At 74.5% G+C, this 21,503-nt stretch carries 20 protein-coding genes and 1 riboswitch; of the genes, 8 read left to right on the forward strand and 12 right to left on the reverse strand.

All coding sequences use genetic code 11. The features are described 5' to 3' along the window. Window positions 1–6 precede the first annotated feature (6 nt). From T328_RS15875 to T328_RS15885, 3 genes are all read right to left on the reverse strand, one after another. Window positions 7–426: an SCO2097 family morphological protein gene (locus tag T328_RS15875; RefSeq protein ID WP_496496690.1), complete on the reverse strand. Its 420-nt coding sequence runs from the start codon at window positions 424–426 to the stop codon at window positions 7–9. A gap of 228 nt (window positions 427–654) precedes the next feature. Continuing rightward, window positions 655–1,464, reverse strand: a complete 810-nt coding sequence (locus tag T328_RS15880; protein ID WP_496496691.1) for a methyltransferase — start codon at window positions 1,462–1,464, stop codon at window positions 655–657. A gap of 136 nt (window positions 1,465–1,600) precedes the next feature. Further along, the gene (locus T328_RS15885; RefSeq protein WP_496496692.1) at window positions 1,601–2,077 is read right to left on the reverse strand and encodes an SAV_6107 family HEPN domain-containing protein; all 477 of its coding nucleotides are present in this window, start codon (window positions 2,075–2,077) and stop codon (window positions 1,601–1,603) included. A 512-nt stretch (window positions 2,078–2,589) separates the two neighbouring features. On the opposite strand from T328_RS15885, the gene T328_RS15890 reads away from it, so the two are divergent. Next, window positions 2,590–4,206: a phytoene desaturase family protein gene (locus T328_RS15890; RefSeq protein WP_496496693.1), complete on the forward strand. Its 1,617-nt coding sequence runs from the start codon at window positions 2,590–2,592 to the stop codon at window positions 4,204–4,206. Between the two features lie 18 nt (window positions 4,207–4,224). On the opposite strand, the gene T328_RS15895 is transcribed toward T328_RS15890, so the two are convergent. The 5 genes from T328_RS15895 to T328_RS15915 form a co-directional block, all read right to left on the reverse strand. Further along, window positions 4,225–5,373 (reverse strand): hypothetical protein, encoded by a 1,149-nt coding sequence (locus T328_RS15895; RefSeq protein WP_496496694.1) that lies wholly within the window; start codon window positions 5,371–5,373, stop codon window positions 4,225–4,227. Window positions 5,374–5,422: 49 nt separating this feature from the next. Beyond that, entirely contained in the window at window positions 5,423–6,340 is a 918-nt protein-coding gene (metF, locus tag T328_RS15900) for a methylenetetrahydrofolate reductase [NAD(P)H] (RefSeq protein WP_496496695.1), read from the reverse strand. Between the two features lie 90 nt (window positions 6,341–6,430). Then, complete coding sequence (gene thiE, locus T328_RS15905) at window positions 6,431–7,129, reverse strand: thiamine phosphate synthase (RefSeq protein WP_496496696.1); 699 nt, start codon at window positions 7,127–7,129, stop codon at window positions 6,431–6,433. 63 nt (window positions 7,130–7,192) lie between these two features. Then, window positions 7,193–7,558, reverse strand: coding sequence for an Rv2175c family DNA-binding protein (locus T328_RS15910; RefSeq protein WP_496496697.1), 366 nt, complete (start codon window positions 7,556–7,558; stop codon window positions 7,193–7,195). A 120-nt stretch (window positions 7,559–7,678) separates the two neighbouring features. Then, window positions 7,679–8,962 carry an NAD(P)/FAD-dependent oxidoreductase gene (locus T328_RS15915; protein WP_496496862.1) on the reverse strand — a complete coding sequence of 428 codons (1,284 nt, stop codon included), beginning with the start codon at window positions 8,960–8,962 and terminating at the stop codon, window positions 7,679–7,681. A gap of 89 nt (window positions 8,963–9,051) precedes the next feature. Continuing rightward, window positions 9,052–9,162: riboswitch (TPP riboswitch) on the forward strand. On the opposite strand from T328_RS15915, the gene thiO reads away from it, so the two are divergent. The 5 genes from thiO to T328_RS15940 all read left to right on the forward strand — a co-directional run bounded on the left by thiO (window position 9,161) and on the right by T328_RS15940 (window position 14,725). Beyond that, a complete protein-coding gene (gene thiO, locus T328_RS15920) occupies window positions 9,161–10,450 on the forward strand; it encodes a glycine oxidase ThiO (RefSeq protein WP_496496698.1) in 1,290 nt (429 codons plus the stop codon). Its footprint overlaps the riboswitch before it by 2 nt. A 107-nt stretch (window positions 10,451–10,557) precedes the next feature. Then, on the forward strand, window positions 10,558–10,752 hold the full coding sequence (gene thiS, locus T328_RS15925; RefSeq protein WP_496496863.1) for a sulfur carrier protein ThiS: 195 nt from the start codon (window positions 10,558–10,560) through the stop codon (window positions 10,750–10,752). A gap of 48 nt (window positions 10,753–10,800) precedes the next feature. Then, on the forward strand, window positions 10,801–11,673 hold the full coding sequence (locus T328_RS15930; protein ID WP_496496864.1) for a thiazole synthase: 873 nt from the start codon (window positions 10,801–10,803) through the stop codon (window positions 11,671–11,673). 165 nt (window positions 11,674–11,838) lie between these two features. Further along, window positions 11,839–13,770, forward strand: a complete 1,932-nt coding sequence (gene pknB, locus T328_RS15935) for a Stk1 family PASTA domain-containing Ser/Thr kinase (RefSeq protein WP_496496865.1) — start codon at window positions 11,839–11,841, stop codon at window positions 13,768–13,770. Window position 13,771: 1 nt separating this feature from the next. Continuing rightward, entirely contained in the window at window positions 13,772–14,725 is a 954-nt protein-coding gene (locus tag T328_RS15940) for a deoxyribonuclease IV (RefSeq protein WP_496496699.1), read from the forward strand. Between the two features lie 23 nt (window positions 14,726–14,748). Here T328_RS15940 and T328_RS15945 read toward each other — a convergent pair whose 3' ends face one another. Further along, window positions 14,749–15,363, reverse strand: coding sequence for a sulfite oxidase-like oxidoreductase (locus T328_RS15945; RefSeq protein ID WP_496496700.1), 615 nt, complete (start codon window positions 15,361–15,363; stop codon window positions 14,749–14,751). Between the two features lie 392 nt (window positions 15,364–15,755). On the opposite strand from T328_RS15945, the gene bfr reads away from it, so the two are divergent. Then, on the forward strand, window positions 15,756–16,238 hold the full coding sequence (gene bfr, locus T328_RS15950) for a bacterioferritin (protein WP_496496701.1): 483 nt from the start codon (window positions 15,756–15,758) through the stop codon (window positions 16,236–16,238). Between the two features lie 5 nt (window positions 16,239–16,243). Here bfr and T328_RS15955 read toward each other — a convergent pair whose 3' ends face one another. Both T328_RS15955 and T328_RS15960 read right to left on the reverse strand, forming a co-directional pair. Continuing rightward, a complete protein-coding gene (locus T328_RS15955; protein ID WP_496496702.1) occupies window positions 16,244–16,543 on the reverse strand; it encodes a (2Fe-2S)-binding protein in 300 nt (99 codons plus the stop codon). A 106-nt stretch (window positions 16,544–16,649) separates the two neighbouring features. Then, entirely contained in the window at window positions 16,650–18,011 is a 1,362-nt protein-coding gene (locus tag T328_RS15960) for a class II 3-deoxy-7-phosphoheptulonate synthase (RefSeq protein ID WP_496496703.1), read from the reverse strand. 350 nt (window positions 18,012–18,361) lie between these two features. Here T328_RS15960 and T328_RS15965 point away from each other — a divergent pair, with 350 nt between their 5' ends. Next, entirely contained in the window at window positions 18,362–20,302 is a 1,941-nt protein-coding gene (locus T328_RS15965) for an anthranilate synthase family protein (protein ID WP_496496866.1), read from the forward strand. A gap of 58 nt (window positions 20,303–20,360) precedes the next feature. On the opposite strand, the gene T328_RS15970 is transcribed toward T328_RS15965, so the two are convergent. Further along, window positions 20,361–21,389, reverse strand: coding sequence for a 6-phosphofructokinase (locus T328_RS15970; protein WP_496496704.1), 1,029 nt, complete (start codon window positions 21,387–21,389; stop codon window positions 20,361–20,363). Between the last annotated feature and the right edge of the window lie 114 nt (window positions 21,390–21,503).

A 21,503-nucleotide genomic window follows, 5' to 3' on the forward strand; every position in this document is an offset into this window, starting at 1 on the left:
CGGCCGTCAGCGGCCCTCGTCGCGACGGCGCTGCCACCGCTCTTCGATCCGGCCCATCATGGAACCGCGCCGCCGGGTCCTGCGCCGCTGCTGCTGACCGCCCGGTGGGGCCGCGGCATCGCCCGGCTGCTGCTGCTGTTGCTGCTCGCCTGGGTTCGCAGTTCTACGCCAACCGGTCACGGCGAGCACCGCACATCCGAGCATGACGAGGAAGCCCACCACGCTGACCCAGATCTGCTGCGCGACCATGCCGGCCATCAGGAGCGCGATACCCACCAGGAAGCCGGCTACCGCCTGGTACACCCGACGGCGGGTGTACGTGCGCAGCTTGCTGCCCTCAAGCGCTGTCGCAAACTTGGGGTCTTCTGCGTACAGCGCTCGCTCCATCTGCTCGAGCATGCGCTGCTCGTTCTCGGAGAGCGGCACGGAGTCCTCCTACTCGTCGGTCGCTTGGGGGCGACCGGGACGCGGCACCTCCAGGATAGGCAGGTATGCGCCCCCGTGAAACCCGCCCCTCTGCGCCAAATCCGCCGATCCGCGGTGCGGATCCGGACCTGCCCGCCGTAGCAGGCCCTGACTCAGATCATACGGCGCGCCGGGGCCGAACGGGTGGCCTGTGGCCTACTGCACCTTTGCCCGCGGGCGGACCGAATATCACTTCCGGGCGCCCAGAACATGCAGCTGCGCCGCGACGTGCTGGAACGCCGGCGACTCCGCCGCCGCCCGCTCCAGCTCCAGCAGCGCCTCCAGCGCGCCGGGCTCGGACTCCGCGAGACCGTCCGGTACCAGGTCGGAGAAGGTCCGTACGCCCTGTACGGCGCGCACCTCCACCCCGGCGGCGGCGACCAGCCGGGTCAGCTCCTCGGGGGTGAACCGGCGCGGCACCGGGTCCGCGTCGCCCCAGCGGCCGTCTCCGCCCGTGAGCGCCCGGTGGGCGGAGGAGAAGTGCCCGGCGAGCGCGCGGGCCAGCACGGCGCCGCCGAGGCCCGCCGCCAGGACGCTGAGGAGGCCGCCGGGCCGCAGCGCGGCGACGGCGTTGGCGAGGCCGGCGGCGGGGTCGTCGACGTATTCGAGGACCCCGTGGCAGAGGACGGCGTCGTACGTGCCGGGCTCGGCGACGTCGAAGAGGGCGTGGATGTCGCCCTGCACGCCGTGCACCCGGTCGGCGACGCCGGCCTCGGCGGCGCGGCGCCGGAGCCCGAACAGCGCGTTCGGGCTGGGGTCGACGACCGTCACCCGGTGCCCGAGCAGGGCGGCGGGCACGGCGAACCCGCCGGTGCCGCCGCCGGTGTCGAGCACGTCGAGCGAGCGGGCCGCGCGCCCTTCGCCGGCACCGGCGCCGGCGACCGCGGCGTCCGCTCCGGCGGCTCCGTGCCGGGCCAGGGCGTCCTCCAGCACCTCCCAGACGACGGCAGCGCGCAACGAGGCGCGCGGCAGGGGGTCGTGCGGTGTCGTACGGGGCATGGAGCGCTCCTCGAAGATCGGGCATCGCTCAGCTTAGAGGCTGTGCATCCGCTCTCCGCGCCCCGACGGGCGGACCCGCGACAGCCCCGCCCGCGCCGGGGCCGGCGGGGGCCGTCTGGGGGCACCGCACGCCGGTTCAGCGGCTCTCCGGGCCCGGTTGGGGACGTATCAGCGGCTGGACGACGAGCATCCGCTCGACGATACGCGTGAACATCCCTGCCGCGCGGAGCAGATCGGCCGCCTCCTGCTCGTCGACCGCGTCCCTGATGCCCGCCTCCGCGCGGGCGCGCAGCCGGGCGCCGGCGGCGAACATCGCGCTCCACTCGGCGAGTTCGGGCGCGACCTCCGGCAGCACCTCCCACGCGCTGCGGATGCGCTGCCGGCGGCGCGGCGACGGCTCGGGGCGCCCGCGCACCGCGAGCACCGCGGCGGCCGTGCGCAGCGCGGCGAGGTGGGCCAGCGAATAGCGCTCGTTCGCCGTCTCCATCTCCGCCGCCTCCGCCAGACCGGCGTGGGCCTGCGCCAGCAGCTCCAGCGCCGCCTTGGGCGCGCTGCCCGGGCGCAGGACGGGGTGGACATCACTCGGTGGGGCGAAAGCCGGCTCGGCTGCCATGGCTTGCCTCCTGTCAGCGTCAGTCCTTCAGTTCCTTCAGTCTTTCGTTCGTATGTGCCCATCGTGGCGCACACCACTGACAATCGGCCTGACCTGCCCCACTACCTGCAACGATGCCCACGATCGCACCCTCCGCGGCAATTGCGCCGGCGGCTGCCGCCCCGGGGTGGACCCCGCCCCGCCCGGGCACACGCCCCCCGCGGAAACGGGCGCCGCCCCGGCGCGAAGCGATCCCCCGTCGCTCCACCACCGGGGCAGCTTCCCTCCCATTCCCCCCATTCCCCCCTCGTGGGCCGGCTCGGAGTCCCGTTCCGCCGCCCCGTGTCGGCGGTCCGTGGCCCCGTCCCGCGTCCGTCCCACGTCCATCACTGTGCCGTTTGTGCAGGTCGGGGCCCATCCGCTCGGGTACTCAAGCACGTACCTGAGTACGCGTACTCACCGCTGAGTACGCACCCCCAGCCCCACCGCTCCCGCCCGCCGGCCCGCGCGGGGCGCGGGATAAAGTCCGGGCCATGGCAGAGATCGCGGTGATCGGGGCGGGCATGGGCGCCATGGCCGCCGCCGCACGGCTGGCCCTCGCGGGCCACCGGGTGACGGTCCACGAGCGCACCGGCAGCCACGGCGGCGGCGTACGGCGGCTGGAGCGCGACGGCTTCGGCTTCGACACCGGCCCGGGGATGCTGTACCTGCCCGCCGTCTACCGCGACCTGTTCCTCAAGACCGGCCGGCGGAAGCTGGAGAAGTGCGTGGACCTGGTGCCGGTGGACCCGGCCGAGCGGCACGTCTTCCCCGACGGCTCCGTCGCCACCCTGCCGAACGCCTCCCGCGCGGGCGTCGTACGCGCCCTCGACGCCGCCGCCGGGCCGGGCGCGGGCACGGCCTGGACGGCCCTGCTCGACCGGGGCCGCCGGGTCTGGGAGGCCGCCCGCCGCCCGCTCGTGGAGGAGCCCCTGCCCGCCGACCCCGGCGCGCTGGCCACCGACCCGTACCCCGCCGTTGCGCCCCCGGCCGGGCGCGGGCTGCTGCGCCGGCTGCGCCGACCGCGTATGCCGGCCCCGCCCGCCACCGTCGCCGGCGTCGGCGCGGGCGAGCTGGGCGCGTACCCCGCGCTGGGGCTGATGCTCGCGCAGCACGCGCTGGCGTACGGGTTCGACCCGCGCCACGCGCCCGCGGGCGCGGCGATGCTGCCGTACGTGCAGGAGACCTTCGGCGGGTGGTACGTGCGCGGGGGCGTGCGGGCGCTGGCGGACGCGCTGTACGAGCGCTGCCTGGAGCGCGGGATCGAGTTCGCGTTCGGCGCGGAGGTGGTCGCCGTCCGGGTGGACGGGGACGGCCGGGCGGCGGGCGTCGAGCTGGCCGGCGGCGGCCGGGCGGACGCCGACGCGGTGGTCGCGGGGGTGCCGCGGGCCCGGCTGGCGGAGCTGGTTCCGAGCGCGTACGAGACGACGGACGTGACACCCGCGGCGCCGGGGACGGCGCGGGCCGTGCCGGCGCGGATGACCGTGTGCCTGGCGCTGCGCGGCGGGCGGGACGGGGACGCCGTGCACCGTACCGTCGTGCACTCCCCGGACCCGGCACGCGAGCTGGCCTGGATCTTCGACGGCGGACCGCCCGGGGCCGTGCCGCCCACCGTCACCGTGCTGCGCCCCGACGACCCCGCGCAGCGCCCGGACGCGGAGCACGAGGCCGTGACGCTGACCGCCGTGGTCCCGGCCGGGGCGTGGGCGGCGGAGGGCGGGCACGCGGAAGGCCGAGATCCGGAAGGCGGGGATCCGGAAGGCGGGGACGCGGAAAGCTCGGAGAAAGCGGCGGAGGCGTTCGCGGACCGGATGGTGGCGGCGGCCGGACGCGCGGTGCCGGGGCTCGCGGAGCGGGTGCTGTGGCGCGAGGTGCGTACGCCCGCGGACACCGCCGCCGAGACGGGCGCCCCGGGCGGCGCGGTGCCGGGGCCCGCGCTGGCCGGCGCCGGCGGCGCGTACCTGCCGCCGCCGAACACCACGGCCGTGCCGGGCCTCTACGCGGTCGGCAGCTGGGCGCACCCGGGGGGCGGGCTGGCGCACGCGGGGATGTCGGGGGCGCTGGTCGCCGGGTTGATCACGGAGGGTGCGGACTTCCGCGGCTCCCGCTGAGGGCGCCCGCGGGGTGGTTCAGTACCGGTATTGCTGCTCGTAGCCCGGGTAGCCCTGCTGCTGGGCGTACGGGTCCTCGGCGCCCAGCGGGTCCGCGTCGCGCTGCTGCGGCATCCAGACACCCTCGCCCGGCGTCGTCCCGTAGTTCTCCTGGCCGTACGCCGGCTGCTGGCCCGTGTCGTAGCCCTCGGCGTACTGCGCGTACTGCTGCTGGTCGTACCCCGGGTACCCGGCGCCCGTGTCGTACGAGTCGTAGTACGACGGCGGCGGCGGGGCCGGGGCGGCGTACTCCGTGCCGCTGTAGGGGTCCGCGTACCCGGCGGGGCCGGGGGCGGCCGTGTCGTATCCGGCGTACTGGTGCTCCGTGCCGTAGCCGCCGGCGTCCGGGTATATCTGCTGGTCCTGCCCGTAGCCGTTCATCCCGGTGCCGTTCGTGGCGTAGCCGCCGGCCTCGTAGCCGGAGGTGGTCGCCTGGCCGCCGGAGTCGTACGCGGAGGTCGTGGCGTAGCCGCCGGAGTCGTAGGCGGACGTCGTGGCGTAGCTGCCGGAGTCGTACGCGGTGGTGGTCGCGTAGCTGCCGGAGTCGTAGCCGGCGCCGTTGCTGTTGCTGTTGCTGTTGCCGTTGCCGTTGCCGTACGAGTCGTAGCCGCCCGCGTACGCCTGCTGCGGCCCGGGGGCGGCGGCCATGGCCTGCTCCTCGCCGAAGGGCGAGAACTGCGCGGTCTGGTCCTGCGCCGCGGGCACCCCCGCGGGCACGGGCGGCGCGGGCGCCGGCTCGTACGCCGGGTAGCCGCCGGCGTGCTCCGGCGGCTCCGCCGGGCGGTCGTCGTACACCGCCCCGTCGTACCGCCCGTCGCCGTACGCGGCGTGCGACGAGGCGGCGTACCCGTCGTCGTAGTCCTCGCGCTCCGCGCGCCTGCTCATCACCCAGCCGTCGGAGTACCCGCTGCGGTAGGAGAACGTGACCTTGACCTGCCCGACCGCGAACACCACCACGCCCAGCCCGATCACGACGACCGACGGCATGAGGACGCCGAGCACCACGCACAGGAAGCCGACGAAGGCCAGCGCGCGCCAGCGCAGCGGGGCCTTGTACTGCATCAGCACTTCCCAGAGCAGCCACAGCGCGACAAGCCCGAACGCGGCATAGAGGGCCAACCACATCATGTCGCCCATTCCGTGCCTCTCTTCCGCCCCCGCTTGGTGGTGCCTGCCCTCAAGACCGCCGGTGCAGTCCCAGGTTCTGGTAGATCTCCAGCGTTGCCGTCGAGTGGTTCAGCGTAATGAAGTGCAGTCCGGGGATGCCCTCGGACATCAGGCGCTCGCACATGGCCGTGGCGTACTCGATGCCAATGGAGCGTACCGCGGCCCGGTCGTCCTCGACCGCGAGAACCCGGTCCGCCAGCTCCGGCGGGAACGTCGCCCCGCTCAGCTCGGCGAACCGCTGGATCTGCCGGGCGTTGGTGACCGGCATGATCTCCGGGATGACCGGGGTCGTGCAGCCGGCGGCGGCGACCCGGTCGCGCAGCCGCAGGTAGTCGTCGACGTGGAAGAACATCTGGGTGATCGCGTAGTCCGCGCCCGCGCGGCACTTGTCGACGAAGTGCCGGATGTCGGTGTCCCAGTCGGTGGACCGCGGGTGCCGCTCGGGGAAGGCGGCGACGCCGACGCAGAAGTCGCCCGACTCCTTGATCAGCCGGACCAGTTCGGCGGCGTACGTCACCCCCTGCGGGTGCGCGACCCACTCCCCCATCGGGTCCCCCGGGGGGTCGCCGCGGACGGCGAGCATGTTGCGGATGCCCGCGCCCGCGTACTGGCCGATGACGTTGCGCAGTTCGGCGATGGAGTGGTTGACCGCGGTCAGGTGCGCCACGGGCGTGAGGGTGGTGTCGGTGGCGATGCGCTCGGTGGCGCGGACGGTGCCCTCGCGGGACGAGCCTCCGGCACCGTAGGTCACGGAGACGAAGGTGGGTTGTACGGCTTCGATGCGCCGTACGGCGTTCCAGAGGGTCCGCTCGCCCTTGTCGGTCTTCGGGGCGGCGAACTCGAACGAGAACGACTGCTTGCCGGACGCGAGCAGTTCACGGACAGTAACTGCGCGATCATTCCTGGTCGAAGCGATGCCGGTGGCCATACGCGGCAGGTTAACCGCCGGTCACCTCCGGACCCAAGACGGTCTGCTGAATTACGGGCCCCTACGCGCCACCCCGGGCCGGCCCGGCGACTACCGGACGTCACCGTTCCGGACGGAGCGCAGCCGCCGTACGAACTCCCCCGCCGCAGCTCCGGGGTCCTCCGCGGCGGTGATCGCGCGGACGACGACGACGCGGCGGGCCCCGGCCGCCAGGACCTCGTCGAGATTTCCGAGGTCGATTCCGCCGATGGCGAACCACGGGCGGTCGGTGTCCAGCCCGGCGGCGTAGCGGACGAGGCCGAGGCCGGCCGCCAGCCGCCCGGCCTTAGTGGGGGTGGGCCAGCACGGGCCGGTGCAGAAGTAGTCGACGCCGGGCTCCGTGGCCGCGGCGCGGGCCTCCGCCTCGGCGTGCGTAGAGCGGCCGATGAGCACGTCGCCGGGCGCGTCGCCCAGGATCGCGCGGGCGGCGGGCACCGGCAGGTCGCCCTGGCCCAGGTGCAGCACGTCGGCGCCGGCGGCGTGCGCCACGTCGGCGCGGTCGTTGACCGCGAGCAGCCGGCCGTGCCGGCGGCAGGCGTCGGCGAAGACCTCCAGGTGCGCCAGCTCCGCGCGCGCCTCCATGCCCTTGTCGCGCAGTTGGACGATGTCCACGCCGGCGGCCAGCACGGCGTCGAGGAACTCGGGCAGGTCGCCCTGGCGGGTACGGGCGTCGGTGCACAGGTACAGCTGCGCGGCGCCGAGCCGCGCGCGGGTGTCCGCGGCGGCGCGGGCACCAGTTCCGGCCGTCATGCGGCGCTCCCCCTCGTACGGTCGCGGGGCCGGACGCGCGGACGCCCGCCCGGCCCCGCGAGGTTACACAGCCAGCGCCTGCGCCCTGCGCTTGACCTCCGTCCCGCGGTTCTCGCGCAGCGCCTGCGCGGGAGTCCCCGGGAGCGAGGGGTCGGGGGTGAACAGCCACTCCAGCGCCTCTTCGTCGCTGAAGCCGTCGTCCTTGAGCAGCGTCAGGGTCCCGGTGAGGCCCTTGACGACCTTCCCCTCGCCGATGAACTCGGCGGGCACCTGCAGGGTGTTGTTTTCACCCCGCCGCACCGCGATCAGCTGGCCCTCCTTGACCAGCTGCCGCACGCGGGTCACCACGACGCCGAGCTTCTCCGCGACGTCGGGAAGGGTGAGCCAGGAGGGGACGAGAGCATCGATCTTCGCATCAATCTCGGTCACGCCCCCAGCCTGCCATCTCGGGCGGCCGGCCGGTACAGGGCAGCGCCAAAGGGAGGCATTTCACCGCAGAGCATCCCCGGAATCGCGGGCACCGGCGCGGCGCGCCGCGCGCCGGGCGCGTCACAGCACGGCTGATTTCAGCGGCACGGCCGCGTCGGCGGCGCGCCCCCGGTCCAGCGCGGCGGAGGCGTGGATCAGCTTGCGCCCCTGGGTGAGGTCCCGCGGGCGGCCGACGGCGAGCAGCGCGATGAGCCGGCCGGCGCGCAGCCAGCACACCGACCACGACGACCCGTGCGGGTCGCCGCGCCACAGCAGCTCGTCGTCGGCCGTGTGGTGGCCGACGTACTGCACGAAGCGGCCGAACTGCTCGGACCAGAAGTACGGCACCGGGTCGTACACCGCGCCCGGCACCCCGGCGATGTCCGCCGCGACCGTCGCCGGGCCCTGCAGCGCGTTGTCCCAGTGGTGGATGAGCAGCCGCTCGCCGTAGCGCGCGGACGGGAACGAGGCGCAGTCGCCGACGGCCCAGACGCCGGGCACGTTCGTACGCAGCCGCTCGTCGGCCCGCACCGCGCCGTCGCCGCCGAGGTCGACGCCGGAGCCGGCGAGCCAGTCCGTGGCCGGGCGGGCGCCGATGCCGACGACGACGGCGTCGGCGGTCAGCTCCGTACCGTCGTCGAGGACCACCGCGACCGGGCCGCCCCCCTCGATGCCCGCGCCGGGCCCGCCGGGGCTCTCGACGCGCTCCACCCGGCGGCCGGTCAGCAGCCGGGCACCGCTCTCCTCGTACCACCCGGCCATCGGCGCCGCGACCTGTGCCGGCAGCGCCGCCGGCAGCGGGTGCCCGGCGGCCTCCACGACCGTCACCTCGCAACCCTGTTCGCGCGCCGCGGTGGTCAGCTCCGCGCCGATCCAGCCCGCGCCGACCACCAGGAGCCGGCTGCGCCGCACGAGCGCCGCGCGCAGCCGGGCCGCGTCGTCGAGAGTGCGCAGCAGGTGCACGCCGGGCGTGGCGCCGGCCGGGGCGCCGGGCAGCGGGACGGGCACCGCGCCGGAGGCGAGGACCAGCTTCTCGTACGGCACGGGCCCGGCGTCCGTCGCCAGCAGCCGCCGCACGGTGTCCAGCCGGTCGACGTGCAGCCCCAGGCGCAGCCCGATGCCGTGCTCCGCGAAGTCCACCTCGAACGCCGAGTCCTCCGCCTTGCCGAGCAGCACCGCCTTGGACAGCGGCGGCCGGTCGTACGGCCGGTGCGGCTCGGCGCCGACGAGGGTGACGGCGCCCTCGTAGCCCTGCTCGCGCAGCGCCACGGCGGTCTGCACGCCGGCCATGCCGGCGCCGACGACGACGGTGCCGGTCGCGCCGGCGGGGCTGTGGTCGGGTTCGGCGGCGGTCACAGGGATCACCATATGCCGCGCCCGTCGGGCCCCGCTCGTGGGCCGTCCGTGCGCGAGGCTCCCTTACCGCGGCCGGGCGTACGGAGTTAGGGTGGCCCGGAAGAACTCGCGGGAGCCCGGCGCACCGGGCTGAGAGGGGGGCTGGCGGCCCCCGACCGTACGAACCTGATCCGGGTCATGCCGGCGAAGGGAGGGGCGAACGCGCCCATGCAGTCACGCGACACACCCCCGACAGCTCCGGCACCCCCGACGGAACCGGCGGCCCCCGCGGAACCGGCGCGGGCGCCCGGCGCATCCGCCGCGGCGCGGGCGGCGGATGCCACGTACGACGTCCTCGTCGTCGGCGGCGGCGTCATCGGCCTGGTCACCGCCTGGCAGGCGGCCCGCCGCGGGCTGGCCACCGCCGTGGCCGACCCCGCCCCCGGCGGCGGCGCCGCGCAGGTCGCCGCCGGGATGCTGGCCGCCGTCACCGAGCTGCACTACGGCGAGGAGGCGCTGCTGGCGCTCAACCTGGCCGCCGCGGAGCGCTATCCGGCGTTCGCGGCCGATCTGGCGGAGGCGTCGGGCCGGGACATCGGCTACCGCCGCTGCGGCGCGCTCAGCGTCGCGCTCGACGCGGACGACCGCGCGCAGCTGCGCGAGCTGCACGGCTTCCAGCAGCGGCTGGGGCTGTCCGCGGAATGGCTCAGCGGGAGCGAGTGCCGTCGCCTGGAGCCGATGCTCGCGCCCGGGGTGCGCGGCGGGCTGCGCGTCGACGGCGACCACCAGACGGACCCGCGGCTGCTGACCGCGGCGCTGGTCACCGCCTGCGAGCGGGCCGGGGTGAGCTTCCACAAGAGCCTCGCGGTACGGCTGCGGACGGCCGGCGCGGGCGCGGCCGAGCGGGCGGCGGGCGCGGAGCTGGCGGACGGCACGCGGATCGCCGCCGGGCAGACGGTGCTGGCCGCCGGCAGCCGCAGCGGCCGGCTGGCGGGGGTGCCGGAGGCGGTACGGCCGCCGGTGCGGCCGGTGAAGGGCCAGGTGCTGCGGCTGCGGATGCCCGACGCCCGGGTGCCGTTCCTGAGCCGTACGGTACGGGCCGTGGTCCGCGGCAGCAGCGTCTACCTGGTGCCGCGGACCAGCGGCGAGCTGGTCGTCGGCGCCACCAGCGAGGAGCTGGGCTGGGACACCACCGTCACCGCCGGCGGCGTGTACGAGCTGCTGCGCGACGCGCACGAGCTGCTGCCCGGGCTGACCGAACTGCCGCTGGTGGAGACCGGCGCCGGGCTACGCCCCGGCTCCCCCGACAACGCGCCGCTGCTGGGCCCCACCGCCCTGGCGGGGCTGCACCTGGCCACCGGCCACTACCGCAACGGGGTCCTCCTCACCCCCGTCACCGGCGACGCGCTCGCCGCCGTACTCACCGGTGGCGAACTCCCCGACGTCGCCCGCCCGTTCGCGGCGACCCGGTTCGACCGGGTACCGCAGCACCAGCAGCACGGAGGGCAGCACGCATGACGGACGACGCCACGCAGGCCCGTACCGAAACCCCGACCGCCACCGCCGACGCCGCCACCACCTTCACCACCGAAACCGCCCCCACCGCCGAAACCGCCACCGTCGCCATCACCGTCAACGGCGCCGCCCGCCGCATCGCCGCGGGCCTCACCCTCGACGCCCTCGTCGCCACCCTCACCGCCGCCCCCCGCGGCGTCGCCGCCGCCGTCAACGAGGACGTCGTGCCGCGCGGCAGCTGGCCCACCACCCCGCTCGGCGACGGCGACCGCGTCGAGATCCTGACCGCGGTCCAGGGAGGCTGACCCACCGTGACCCGCACCGCCCCCGCCCCCGCGCCCGCCGCCGCCCCCATGGACCACACCGTCGCCGACCCCCTCACCATCGCCGGTGTCCGCTTCTCCTCCCGCCTCATCATGGGCACCGGGGGCGCGACCAGCCTGGACGTCATGGAGCGCGCCCTCCTCGCCTCCGGCACCGAGCTGACCACCGTGGCGATGCGCCGCGTCGACCCGGGCGTGCACGGCTCCGTACTCGACGTGCTGCGCCGCCACGGCATCCGCGTGCTGCCGAACACCGCCGGCTGCTACACCGCGGGCGAGGCCGTCCTCACCGCCCGGCTGGCCCGCGAGGCGCTCGGCACGGACTGGGTGAAGCTGGAGGTCATCGCGGACGAACGCACCCTGCTACCGGACCCCGTCGAGCTGCTGGCCGCCGCCGAGACGCTCGTCGACGACGGCTTCACCGTGCTCCCGTACACCAACGACGACCCGGTGCTCGCGCGCAAGCTGGAGGACGCCGGCTGCGCCGCCGTGATGCCGCTGGGCTCCCCCATCGGCTCCGGGCTCGGCATCCGCAACCCGCACAACTTCCAGCTCATCACCGAGGCCGCCGGGGTGCCCGTCGTCCTCGACGCCGGCGCCGGCACCGCCTCCGACGCCGCGCAGGCCATGGAGCTGGGCTGCGACGCGGTGATGCTGGCGTCCGCGGTGACGCGGGCGCAGGAGCCGGTGCTGATGGCGGAGGCGATGCGGCACGCGATCGCCGCGGGCCGGCTCGCCGCGCGGGCGGGGCGCATCCCGCGCCGGCACTTCGCGCGCGCGTCGTCGCCGGCGGCCGGCGTCGCGAAGCTGCACGCGGACGCGGAGGGGGCCACGAACACGCGCGCGGGCACGGGCGCGGATTCGGCCGCGGAGCCGGACCCGGAGCGGCCCGCGTTCGCGTGAACTCCCGCGTCCCGTACCGGCACCCGCACCGCCGGCGCCAGCACGGCTTCGGGAACGTACTGCAGCACAACGGTGACGGGAACGCGCCCCTCACCTCGTAGACTGCGCAGCGTGGACACGACTCTGGACCCGTCCCCCCATCCGCCGGGAGGGTGGGGAGACCCCATGGTCGGGCAGCTGCTCGACGGGCGCTACCGCATCGACGCGCGTATCGCCGCCGGCGGCATGGCCACGGTCTACCGGGCCCTGGACACCCGGCTCGACCGGGTGCTCGCCGTCAAGGTGATGCACCCGTCGCTCGCGGCCGACGCCTCCTTCGTCCAGCGGTTCATCCTGGAGGCCAAGTCGGTCGCCGGGCTCGCCCACCCCAACGTCGTGGGCGTCTACGACCAGGGCACCGACGGCCCGCACGTCTTCCTGGCCATGGAGTACGTCCCCGGCTGCACCCTGCGCGACGTGCTGAACGACCGCGGCGCCCTGCAGCCGCGGGCCGCGCTGGACATCCTGGAGCCCGTGCTCGCCGCGCTCGGCGCCGCGCACCGGGCCGGTTTCGTCCACCGCGACATGAAGCCGGAGAACGTCCTCATCGGCGACGACGGCCGCGTCAAGGTCGCCGACTTCGGGCTCGTCCGCGCCGTGAACTCGAACACCACCGCCTCCACCGGCACCGTGCTCGGCAGCGTGTCGTACCTGGCGCCCGAGCAGATCGAGCGGAGCAGCCAGGAGGGAGCCGACCCCCGCGTCGACGTCTACGCCTCCGGCGTGATGCTCTACGAGATGCTCACCGGCGCCAAGCCGCACTCCGGCGAGCACGCCGCGCGCGTGCTCTACCAGCACCTCCACGAGGACGTCGAGCCGCCGTCCGCCGCCGTGCCGGGGCTGCCCGCGCAGCTGGACGACCTGGTCGCCGCGGCCGCCGCGCGCAGCCGGGAGGAGCGCCCGGCGGACGCCGTGGAGCTGCTGTCGGCCGTACGGAGCGCCCGCGCGCAGCTCACCGACGCGCAGTTGGACGCGATGCCGCCGCAGGCCGTCGCCGAGGAGCGGGTCGGCTCCGAGGACCGCACGGCCGTGGTGCCGGGCGTGGCCGGTGCGGCGCCGGCGCAGGACCGGCTGAACGTCACGAGCGTGCTGGAGACCCCCGCCGCCGGACCGGCGGACACCACCGCCGCCCCGCCGGGACCGCCGGCGCCCGGCGCCCCGCCGCAGCCGGGCCCGGGCCGCTCCCGGCCGCGCTACGGGCTGCTGGCGCTGCTGGCGGCGGTGCTCGTGGTGGGCGTCGGCGCGGGTGTCTGGTACATAAACTCCGGGCAGTTCACCAAGGTCCCGTTCGTACTGGGGAAGACCGAGGCCGAGGCCCGGGACATGCTGTCCGGCGAGGACCTCGACGCCGAGGTCGACGAGGACTTCAGCGACACGGTCAAGCCCGGCCGGGTCATCCGCACCGACCCCGAGGGCGGCAACCGCATCCGCCAGGGCGACTCCGTCACGATCGTGGTCTCCAAGGGCCCCCAGATGGTCGAGATCCCCGAGCTGTACGCGGTCCCGCTGGACGAGGCCAAGGAGGAGCTGCGCGACGCCGGGCTGAAGCCCGGCGTGACGACGGAGGCGTTCAGCGAGGAGCTGCCCGCCGGCCGTGTGATCAGCACCGACCCGGAGGACGGCGAGAAGATCAAGGCCGGCCGGGCGGTGGCGATGGTGGTCAGCCGCGGCGAGCCGATCGAGGTGCCGGACGTCGTCGGCGAGGACCAGGACGAGGCCGCCGAGGAGCTGCGCGAGGAGGGCCTCGCGGTCGAGGTCGACGAGGAGACGGTGTTCTCGGAGGAGGACGCCGGCACGGTCGCGGAGACCTCGCCGGAGCCGGGCGCGGAGCTGGGCGAGGGCGACAAGGTCACCCTGACGATCTCCAGGGGCCCGGAGCTGCTGGAGGTCCCGGACGTGGTCGACAAGGAGCTGGACGAGGCCGAGGAGGCGCTGGAGGACGCCGGCTTCGCCGTGGACGTGAACCAGGTCTTCTTCGGCGACACCGTCTGGCGGCAGTCCGTGGAGGGCGGCGACGAGGCGCCGCGCGGAAGCGAGATAACGCTCTGGGTGAGGTGACGTGACCTCCCGTACCGCCCCCGGCCGACGCCCCGAACGCCCCGAGCGCCCCGACCCCCGCGCCCGCAACCCCGTCGGCAGCCACGTGCCGGTCGCCGGCGGACTGGCCGCGAAGGGGCTCGCGCACGCGCGCCTGATCGGCGCGGAGGCCGTCCAGGTCTTCGTCGCCAACGCCCGCGGCTGGGCGACGCCGCCCGGCGACCCGGCGCAGGACGAGGAGTTCCGCCGGCGCTGCGCCGAGGACGGCATCCCGGTGTACGTGCACGCCCCGTACCTGATCAACCTCGGCTCGCACACCCCGGCGACGGCGGCGAACTCCGTCGCCTCGCTGCGGCACTCGCTGCGCCGCGGGCGCGCGATCGGCGCCCGCGGCGTCGTGGCGCACACCGGCTCGGCGACCGGCGGGCGGCCCCGCGAGACCGCCCTCGCCCAGGTACGGGAGCTGACGCTGCCGCTCCTCGACGAGCTGGGCGACGACCCGGACGCCCCCGACGAGCCGGGGGCGCCGGAGCTGCTGCTGGAGCCGACCGCGGGGCAGGGCTTCTCGCTCTGCTCCCGGCTGCCGGAGCTGGGTGCCTACCTGGACCTGCTGGACCGGCACCCGCGGCTCGGCGTCTGCCTCGACACCTGCCACGTCTTCGCCGCGGGCCACGACCTGGCGGCGCACGGCGGCGCGAAGCAGTTGCTCGACGAGCTGCTGGAGACGGCGGGCCCGGGGCGGCTGCGGCTGCTGCACGCCAACGACTCCAAGGCCGCGGCCGGCTCGCGCCTTGACCGGCACGAGAACATCGGCGCGGGGCAGATCGGCGCCGAGCCGTTCCGCGAGCTGATGCGGCACCCGGCGACGGCGGGGGTGCCGCTGATCATCGAGACCCCGGGCGGTGGGCCCGGGGGGCCGAAGGCGGCGGCGGACATCGCGCTGCTGAAGGAGCTGCGGGAACCGGCGGCGCCGTAGGACGGGCCAGGGCCTCTCAGGCCCTAGAGGTCCGGCCCGTCGCCGGGCTCCTCCTGGTACGAGTAGCGCTGCTCGCGCCACGGGTCGCCGACGTTGTGGTAGCCGCGCTCCTCCCAGAAGCCGCGGCGGTCGGCCGTCATGTACTCCACGCCCCGCACCCACTTGGGGCCCTTCCAGGCGTAGAGGTGCGGTACGACCAGCCGTACCGGGAAGCCGTGCTCGGCGGTCAGCGGCTCGCCGTCCTTGTGGGTGGCGAAGATCGTCCGCTCGTCGGCGAAGTCGGCCAGCCGCAGGTTGGAGCTGAAGCCGTACTCCGCCCACACCATCACGTGCGTGACCTCGGGCGCGGGCGGCGCGAGGCCGAGGAGCGTACGGGCCGGTACCCCGCCCCACTCGGCGCCGAGCATGCTGAACTTCGTCACGCAGTGCAGGTCGCCGACCACGGTGGCGTACGGCAGCGCCGTGAACTCGTCGTGCGTGAGGGACCGCTTCCCGCCATCCGCGGTGGCCCCGAAGACCTGCAGCTCCCAGCGGTCGGGCTTGAACCGCGGCACCGGGCCGTAGTGCGTCACGGGCCAGCCGCGCTGCAGCCGCTGGCCAGGAGGCAGGTCCCCCTCGTGGCGCTCCGACTGACCCATGGCCCCATGGTGACAGACGCTTGCGCATGGTCATGACCGGGGGCGGCGGGGGTGGATGAGGGCAACCCGGATAAGCGTCTCTGATTGGCTTAGTGATCCCCAGTGTTGCTCAGAGATGTAGGCCAATCGCCTTCGTGCCCTGGTGCCGATGGACGAGTCCGTCGGCCCGCGTGGCACGTCCCTCCGGACGCTGACCGACCAGACACCCAGGTGCTGACCGGGGAGGGTGCCCGACGTCGCCTGGGCGCCGGGCGTGCGTGTCACACTCTGCCACAGGACTGCTACGGTTGGCTAATCCGATTGGTGAGCCTGCACTTACTGGATCGCCCGGCCCTCGGGTGCGAGGATGCGCCCTGACCTGCCCCCGACCCACGCGGAGAGGAGCCCCGGTTATGCAGGGTGACCCCGAGGTGCTGGAATTCCTGAACGAACAACTCACCGCCGAGCTGACGGCGATCAACCAGTACTTCCTGCACGCGAAGATGCAGGAGAACTTCGGCTGGACGAAGCTGGCGAAGTACACGAGATCAGAGTCGTTCGACGAGATGAAGCACGCGGAGATGCTGACGGACCGCATTCTGCTGCTGGACGGGCTGCCGAACTACCAGCGCCTCTTCCACGTCCGGGTAGGGCAGACGGTCACCGAGATGTTCCAGGCGGACCGGCAGATCGAGGTGGAGGCGATCGACCGGCTGCGCCGCGGGGCCGAGCTGATGCGTGCCAAGAGCGACATCACGTCGGCGAACATCTTCGAGGCGATCCTGGAGGACGAGGAGCACCACATCGACTACCTCGACACCCAGCTGGACCTCATCGAGAAGCTCGGTGAGGCGCTGTACATCGCGCAGCAGATCGAGCAGCCGGACGGCCCGTAGCTCCGTCAGGCGGCCTCGGCGGCCACCGGGCTCGCCACGGCCGGCGGGCCTTCGGCGGCCGGCGCGCTCTCGGCGGTCAGCGGCATCGGGGCGGGGCTCCCGCTCGCGGGCCGCTGCCCCTCCAGCAGCTCGCGGCGGGCGCAGTCCGCGCCGCGGCCGAGCAGCGCCTGGATCCGGCGGACGCAATTGCCGCAGTCCGTGCCCGCCTTGCACTCCGAGGCGATCTGGCGGGGGGTGCAGCGCCCGGCCGAGGCGTGCGCGCGCACCTGCTCCTCGGTGATGCCGAAGCACGAGCACACGAACACACGGACCCCCGGGTCGGGACGATTAGGCAATCCTAACCTTACCCGCTCGGGGGTGCCGGGAAAGTGCCGTCCGACCGTGACCTGCGTTACGCCGCGGCCAGCCCGCTCACTGGTCCCGGTACATCTCGGCGACCAGGAACGCCAGGTCGAGCGACTGGCTGCGGTTGAGCCGCGGGTCGCACGCCGTCTCGTAGCGCTGGTGCAGGTCGTCGACGAAGATCTCGTCGCCGCCGCCCACACACTCGGTCACGTCGTCCCCGGTCAGCTCCACGTGGATGCCGCCGGGGTGGGTGCCGAGCGCCTTGTGGACCTCGAAGAAGCCCTTGACCTCGTCGAGCACGTCGTCGAAGCGGCGGGTCTTGTGGCCGGAGGCGGCCTCGAAGGTGTTGCCGTGCATCGGGTCGGACACCCAGGCCACCTGGGCGCCGGAGGCCGTGACCTTCTCGACCAGCGCGGGCAGCCGGTCCCGTACCTTGTCGGCGCCCATCCGGCTGATGAACGTCAGCCGCCCCGGGATCCGGTGCGGGTCGAGGCGGTCGATCAGGGCCAGCGCCTCCTCCGGGGTGGTCGACGGGCCCAGCTTCACCCCGATGGGGTTGCTGACCTGCGCGGCGAACTCGATGTGCGCGTGGTCCAGCTGCCGGGTGCGCTCGCCGATCCAGACCATGTGGCCGGAGACGTCGTACAGGTCGCCGGTGCGCGAGTCGGTGCGGGTCAGGGACGACTCGTAGTCGAGGACCAGCGCCTCGTGCGAGGAGAAGAACTCGACGGTCTTGAACTCCTCCGGGTCCACACCGCAGGCGTGCATGAAGCTCATGGCCCGGTCGATCTCGCGGGCCAGTGCCTCGTAGCGCTGGCCGGAGGGCGACGAGCGGACGAAGTCCTGGTTCCAGGCGTGCACCTGGCGCAGGTCGGCGTAGCCGCCGGTGGTGAAGGCGCGCACCAGGTTCAGCGTGGCCGCCGAGGCGTGGTACATCCGCTTCAGCCGCTCCGGGTCCGGCGTGCGGGACTCGGGGGTGAACTCGAAGCCGTTGACCGAGTCCCCCCGGTAGACGGGCAGGGTGACGCCGTCGCGGGTCTCGGTCGGCTTGGAGCGGGGCTTGGAGTACTGCCCGGCGATCCGGCCGACCTTCACGACCGGGACGGACGCGGCGTAGGTGAGCACGGCGCTCATCTGCAGCAGCGTCTTGAGCTTGTTCCTGATGTGCTCGGCCGAGACCGCGTCGAACGCCTCCGCGCAGTCACCGCCCTGGAGCAGGAACGCCTCGCCCCGGGCGACCGCACCCAGTTGGTCGCGCAGTTGGTCGCACTCGCCGGCGAAGACCAGCGGCGGATACGACTGCAGCTCGGCGAGTACGTCGCGCAGAGCCGCGGGGTCCGGCCAGTCCGGCTGCTGCGCCGCGGGCAGGTCGCGCCAGGTCTGGGGGATACCGGCGGGGCTCGTGGCGGGTTCGGCGTTGACAGTCACGAGTCCAAGATTACGGGTTCGCCCGCGCCGCCCCGGCCGGTGACCGACTGATGAGACGGAGCAGACAGTGAGCTGCCGTGCGCGCCGCGGTCGGGCTATGGTTCGACCGTGTACGCGCTCCAGACCCGCACCTGGTGGTGGCCCGTCCAATCGGCGGCCACCTGATCTCGCGTACCCACGAAGACTCCGCGAAGGCCGCCCGAGGGGCGGCCTTCGGTGTTTCCGCGGGTCGGTCCCTCCGTCGTAGGAAGGACCGACCCGTGCAGCATCGTCCCAGTTCAGAACCGCAGGACAGCCCCGAGGACCGGGCCGCGGAACCCGCCGCGGACCCCGCCGCCGAGGCCGCCGCCCTGGTCCGCCGGCTGCTGGCCGACGACGCCCCGCCGTTCGCCGTGCTGCGCCGCCGCACCCCCGGCCGCCCCGACGCGCCCGTCGAGGTCCTGCTCGGCGCCGTCCACGAAGTGGACCGGCTCGCGGACATCCCCGACGCCCCGGCGCCCGGCCCCGGCGTCGGCGCCGGCACCGCCGCCGGTGCGCTCGCGCTCGTGCCGTACCGCCAGCTCCGCGAGCGCGGCTTCGACGTCCGCGACGACGGCACGCCGCTGGCCGTCCTGGTCCCCCACGAGGTCCACGAGCTGCCCGCCGCCGCGCTGCTCGGCGCGCTGCCCGCGCACCCCGTCCGCGTCGCCGACGGCGCCTTCGACGTGCCGGACGACGAGTACGCCGGGATCGTCGGCCGCGTCCTCGCCGACGAGATCGGCACCGGCGAGGGCGCCAACTTCGTCATCCGGCGCACCTTCGAGGGCCGCGTCGACGGCTTCGGCGCCGCCGACGCGCTCGCCCTCTTCCGCCGGCTGCTGGCCGGGGAGCAGGGCGCGTACTGGACCTTCGTCGTGCACCGCCCCGGCGTGCGCACCCTGGTCGGCGCCAGCCCCGAGGTGCACGTGCGGATGACCGGCGGCACGGTCGTGATGAACCCCATCAGCGGCACGTACCGCTATCCGCCCGGCGGCCCGGACCGCGACGGGCTGCTGGCCTTCCTGCACGACACCAAGGAGATCGAGGAACTCTCCATGGTCGTCGACGAGGAGCTGAAGATGATGTGCACCGTCGCCCGGGAGGGCGGCGTGGTCGTCGGGCCGCGGCTGAAGGAGATGGCGCACCTGGCGCACACCGAGTACGAGCTGCGCGGGCGCACCGCGCTCGACGCGCGCGACGTGCTGCGCGAGACGATGTTCGCGGCGACCGTGACCGGCTCGCCGGTGCAGAACGCCTGCCGCGTCATCGAGCGGTACGAGCCCCCCGGCCGGGACGGATCGGGCCGCGGCTACTACGCGGGCGCGCTCGCGCTCCTCGGCCGCGACGCGGGCGGCGCGCAGACCCTGGACTCCCCCATCCTCATCCGCACCGCCGACATCGGCGCGGACGGCCTGCTGCGGGTCCCCGTCGGCGCCACGCTGGTGCGCGGCTCACAGCCCGCGGACGAGGTCGCCGAGACCCACGCCAAGGCCGCCGGGGTGCTCGCCGCCCTCGGGGTACGCCCGGCGCCCGCACGGCCGGCCGGCGCCGCCGGGCCGCGCTTCGCGGCGGACCCGGAGGTGCAGGCGGCGCTGGCCGCCCGCCGGACGCGGCTGTCGCCGTTCTGGCTGCGCATGCAGCGCGTGCAGGGCCCGCGCGCGGGGGCGGCGGGCCCGCCCGGCCGGGTCCTGGTGGTCGACGGCGAGGACACGTTCACCGCCATGCTCGCCCACGTCCTGCGCGCCTCCGGCGCGGAGGTGGACGTACGGCGCTTCGACGCGCCCGGCGTACGCGAGGCGGCGCTGGCGCACGCGGGGCCGGTCGTGCTCGGGCCGGGACCCGGCGACCCGGCGGACACCGCGGACCCGAAGATGGGCTTCCTGCGCGGACTCGCCGGCGAGCTGCTGCGCGGCCACCGCCACGGCCTCCTCGGCGTCTGCCTCGGCCACGAACTCCTCGCCGCCGAGCTGGGCCTGCCCCTCGTCCGCAAGGACGTGCCCTACCAGGGGGCGCAGGAGGAGATCGACTTCTTCGGGCGGCCGGAGACGGTCGGCTTCTACAGCACGTACACCGCCCGCTGCGACCAGGCCGCGGCGGACGCACTGGCGGCGGCGCGCGGCGTCGAGCTGAGCCGCGAACCGCGCGGCGGTGACGTGCACGCGCTGCGCGGGCCGGGCTTCGCCGGGGTCCAGTTCCATCCGGAGTCGGTGCTGACGCTGGACGGCGACCGGCTGGTGCGGGAACTGCTGGCGGCGGTGCTGGTACGGGGCTGAGGGGGCGCGGTGCCGGGCGGCGGCCTGCGAGCGGCAGGCCGCCGGCCCGTACCCGCGCTCAGCCGAAGAAGACGCCGACCTCCTCGTACAGCTCCGGGTCCACGGTCTTGATCCGCGCCGTGGCGGCGGCCAGCGGCACGCGCACCACGTCCGTGCCCTGCAGGGCGACCATCTTGCCCCAGTCCTCCTCGTGCACCGCCTGGATCGCGTGCAGCCCGAAGCGGCTGGCGAGCCAGCGGTCGTACGCGCTGGGCGTACCGCCGCGCTGCACGTGCCCGAGGACCGTCGTACGGGCCTCCTTGCCCGTCCGCCTCTCGATCTCCTTCGCCAGCCACTCGCCGACGCCCGACAGCCGGACGTGCCCGAAGGCGTCCAGGGACTCGTCCTTGAGCACCATGTCGCCGTCCTTGGGCATCGCGCCCTCGGCCACGCACACGATCGGCGCGTAACTGGCCTTGAAGCGGGAGGTCACCCAGCCGCAGACCTTGTCGACGTCGAAGCGCTGCTCGGGGATGAGGATCACGTTCGCGCCGCCGGCGAGCCCGGAGTGCAGGGCGATCCAGCCGGCGTGCCGTCCCATCACCTCGACGACGAGGACGCGCATGTGGGACTCGGCCGTGGTGTGCAGCCGGTCGATGGCCTCGGTCGCGATGTTGACCGCGGTGTCGAAGCCGAAGGTGTAGTCGGTGGCGGAGAGGTCGTTGTCGATGGTCTTCGGCACGCCGACGACCTTGATGTGGTAGTCGTCGGCGAGCCGCTGGGCGACGCCGAGCGTGTCCTCGCCGCCGATGGCGATGAGCGAGTCCACCTCCAGCTTCGCCATGTTCTCCCTGATCCGCTTGATGCCCCCGTCGACCTTCAACGGGTTGGTGCGCGACGACCCGAGGATCGTTCCGCCGCGCGGCAGGATGCCGCGTACGGCGGGGATGTCCAGGGTGACGGTGTCGGCCTCCAGCGGCCCGCGCCAGCCGTCCCGGAAGCCGGTGAACTCGTACCCGTACTCCTGGACGCCCTTGCGGACGACGGCCCGGATGACCGCGTTGAGCCCGGGGCAGTCACCGCCACCGGTCAGTACTCCTACCCGCATCGTGTTCCCTTCTTACGGTCGTGACCCCGCTGCAGCAACGCTAACGGTGATCCACCTCACACGACATGGAGCGAGCGGGATTACCGCACCAACCTGTCAATTCGGCGGCGCGGT

The organism is Streptomyces sp. CNX435, assembly GCF_059570575.1.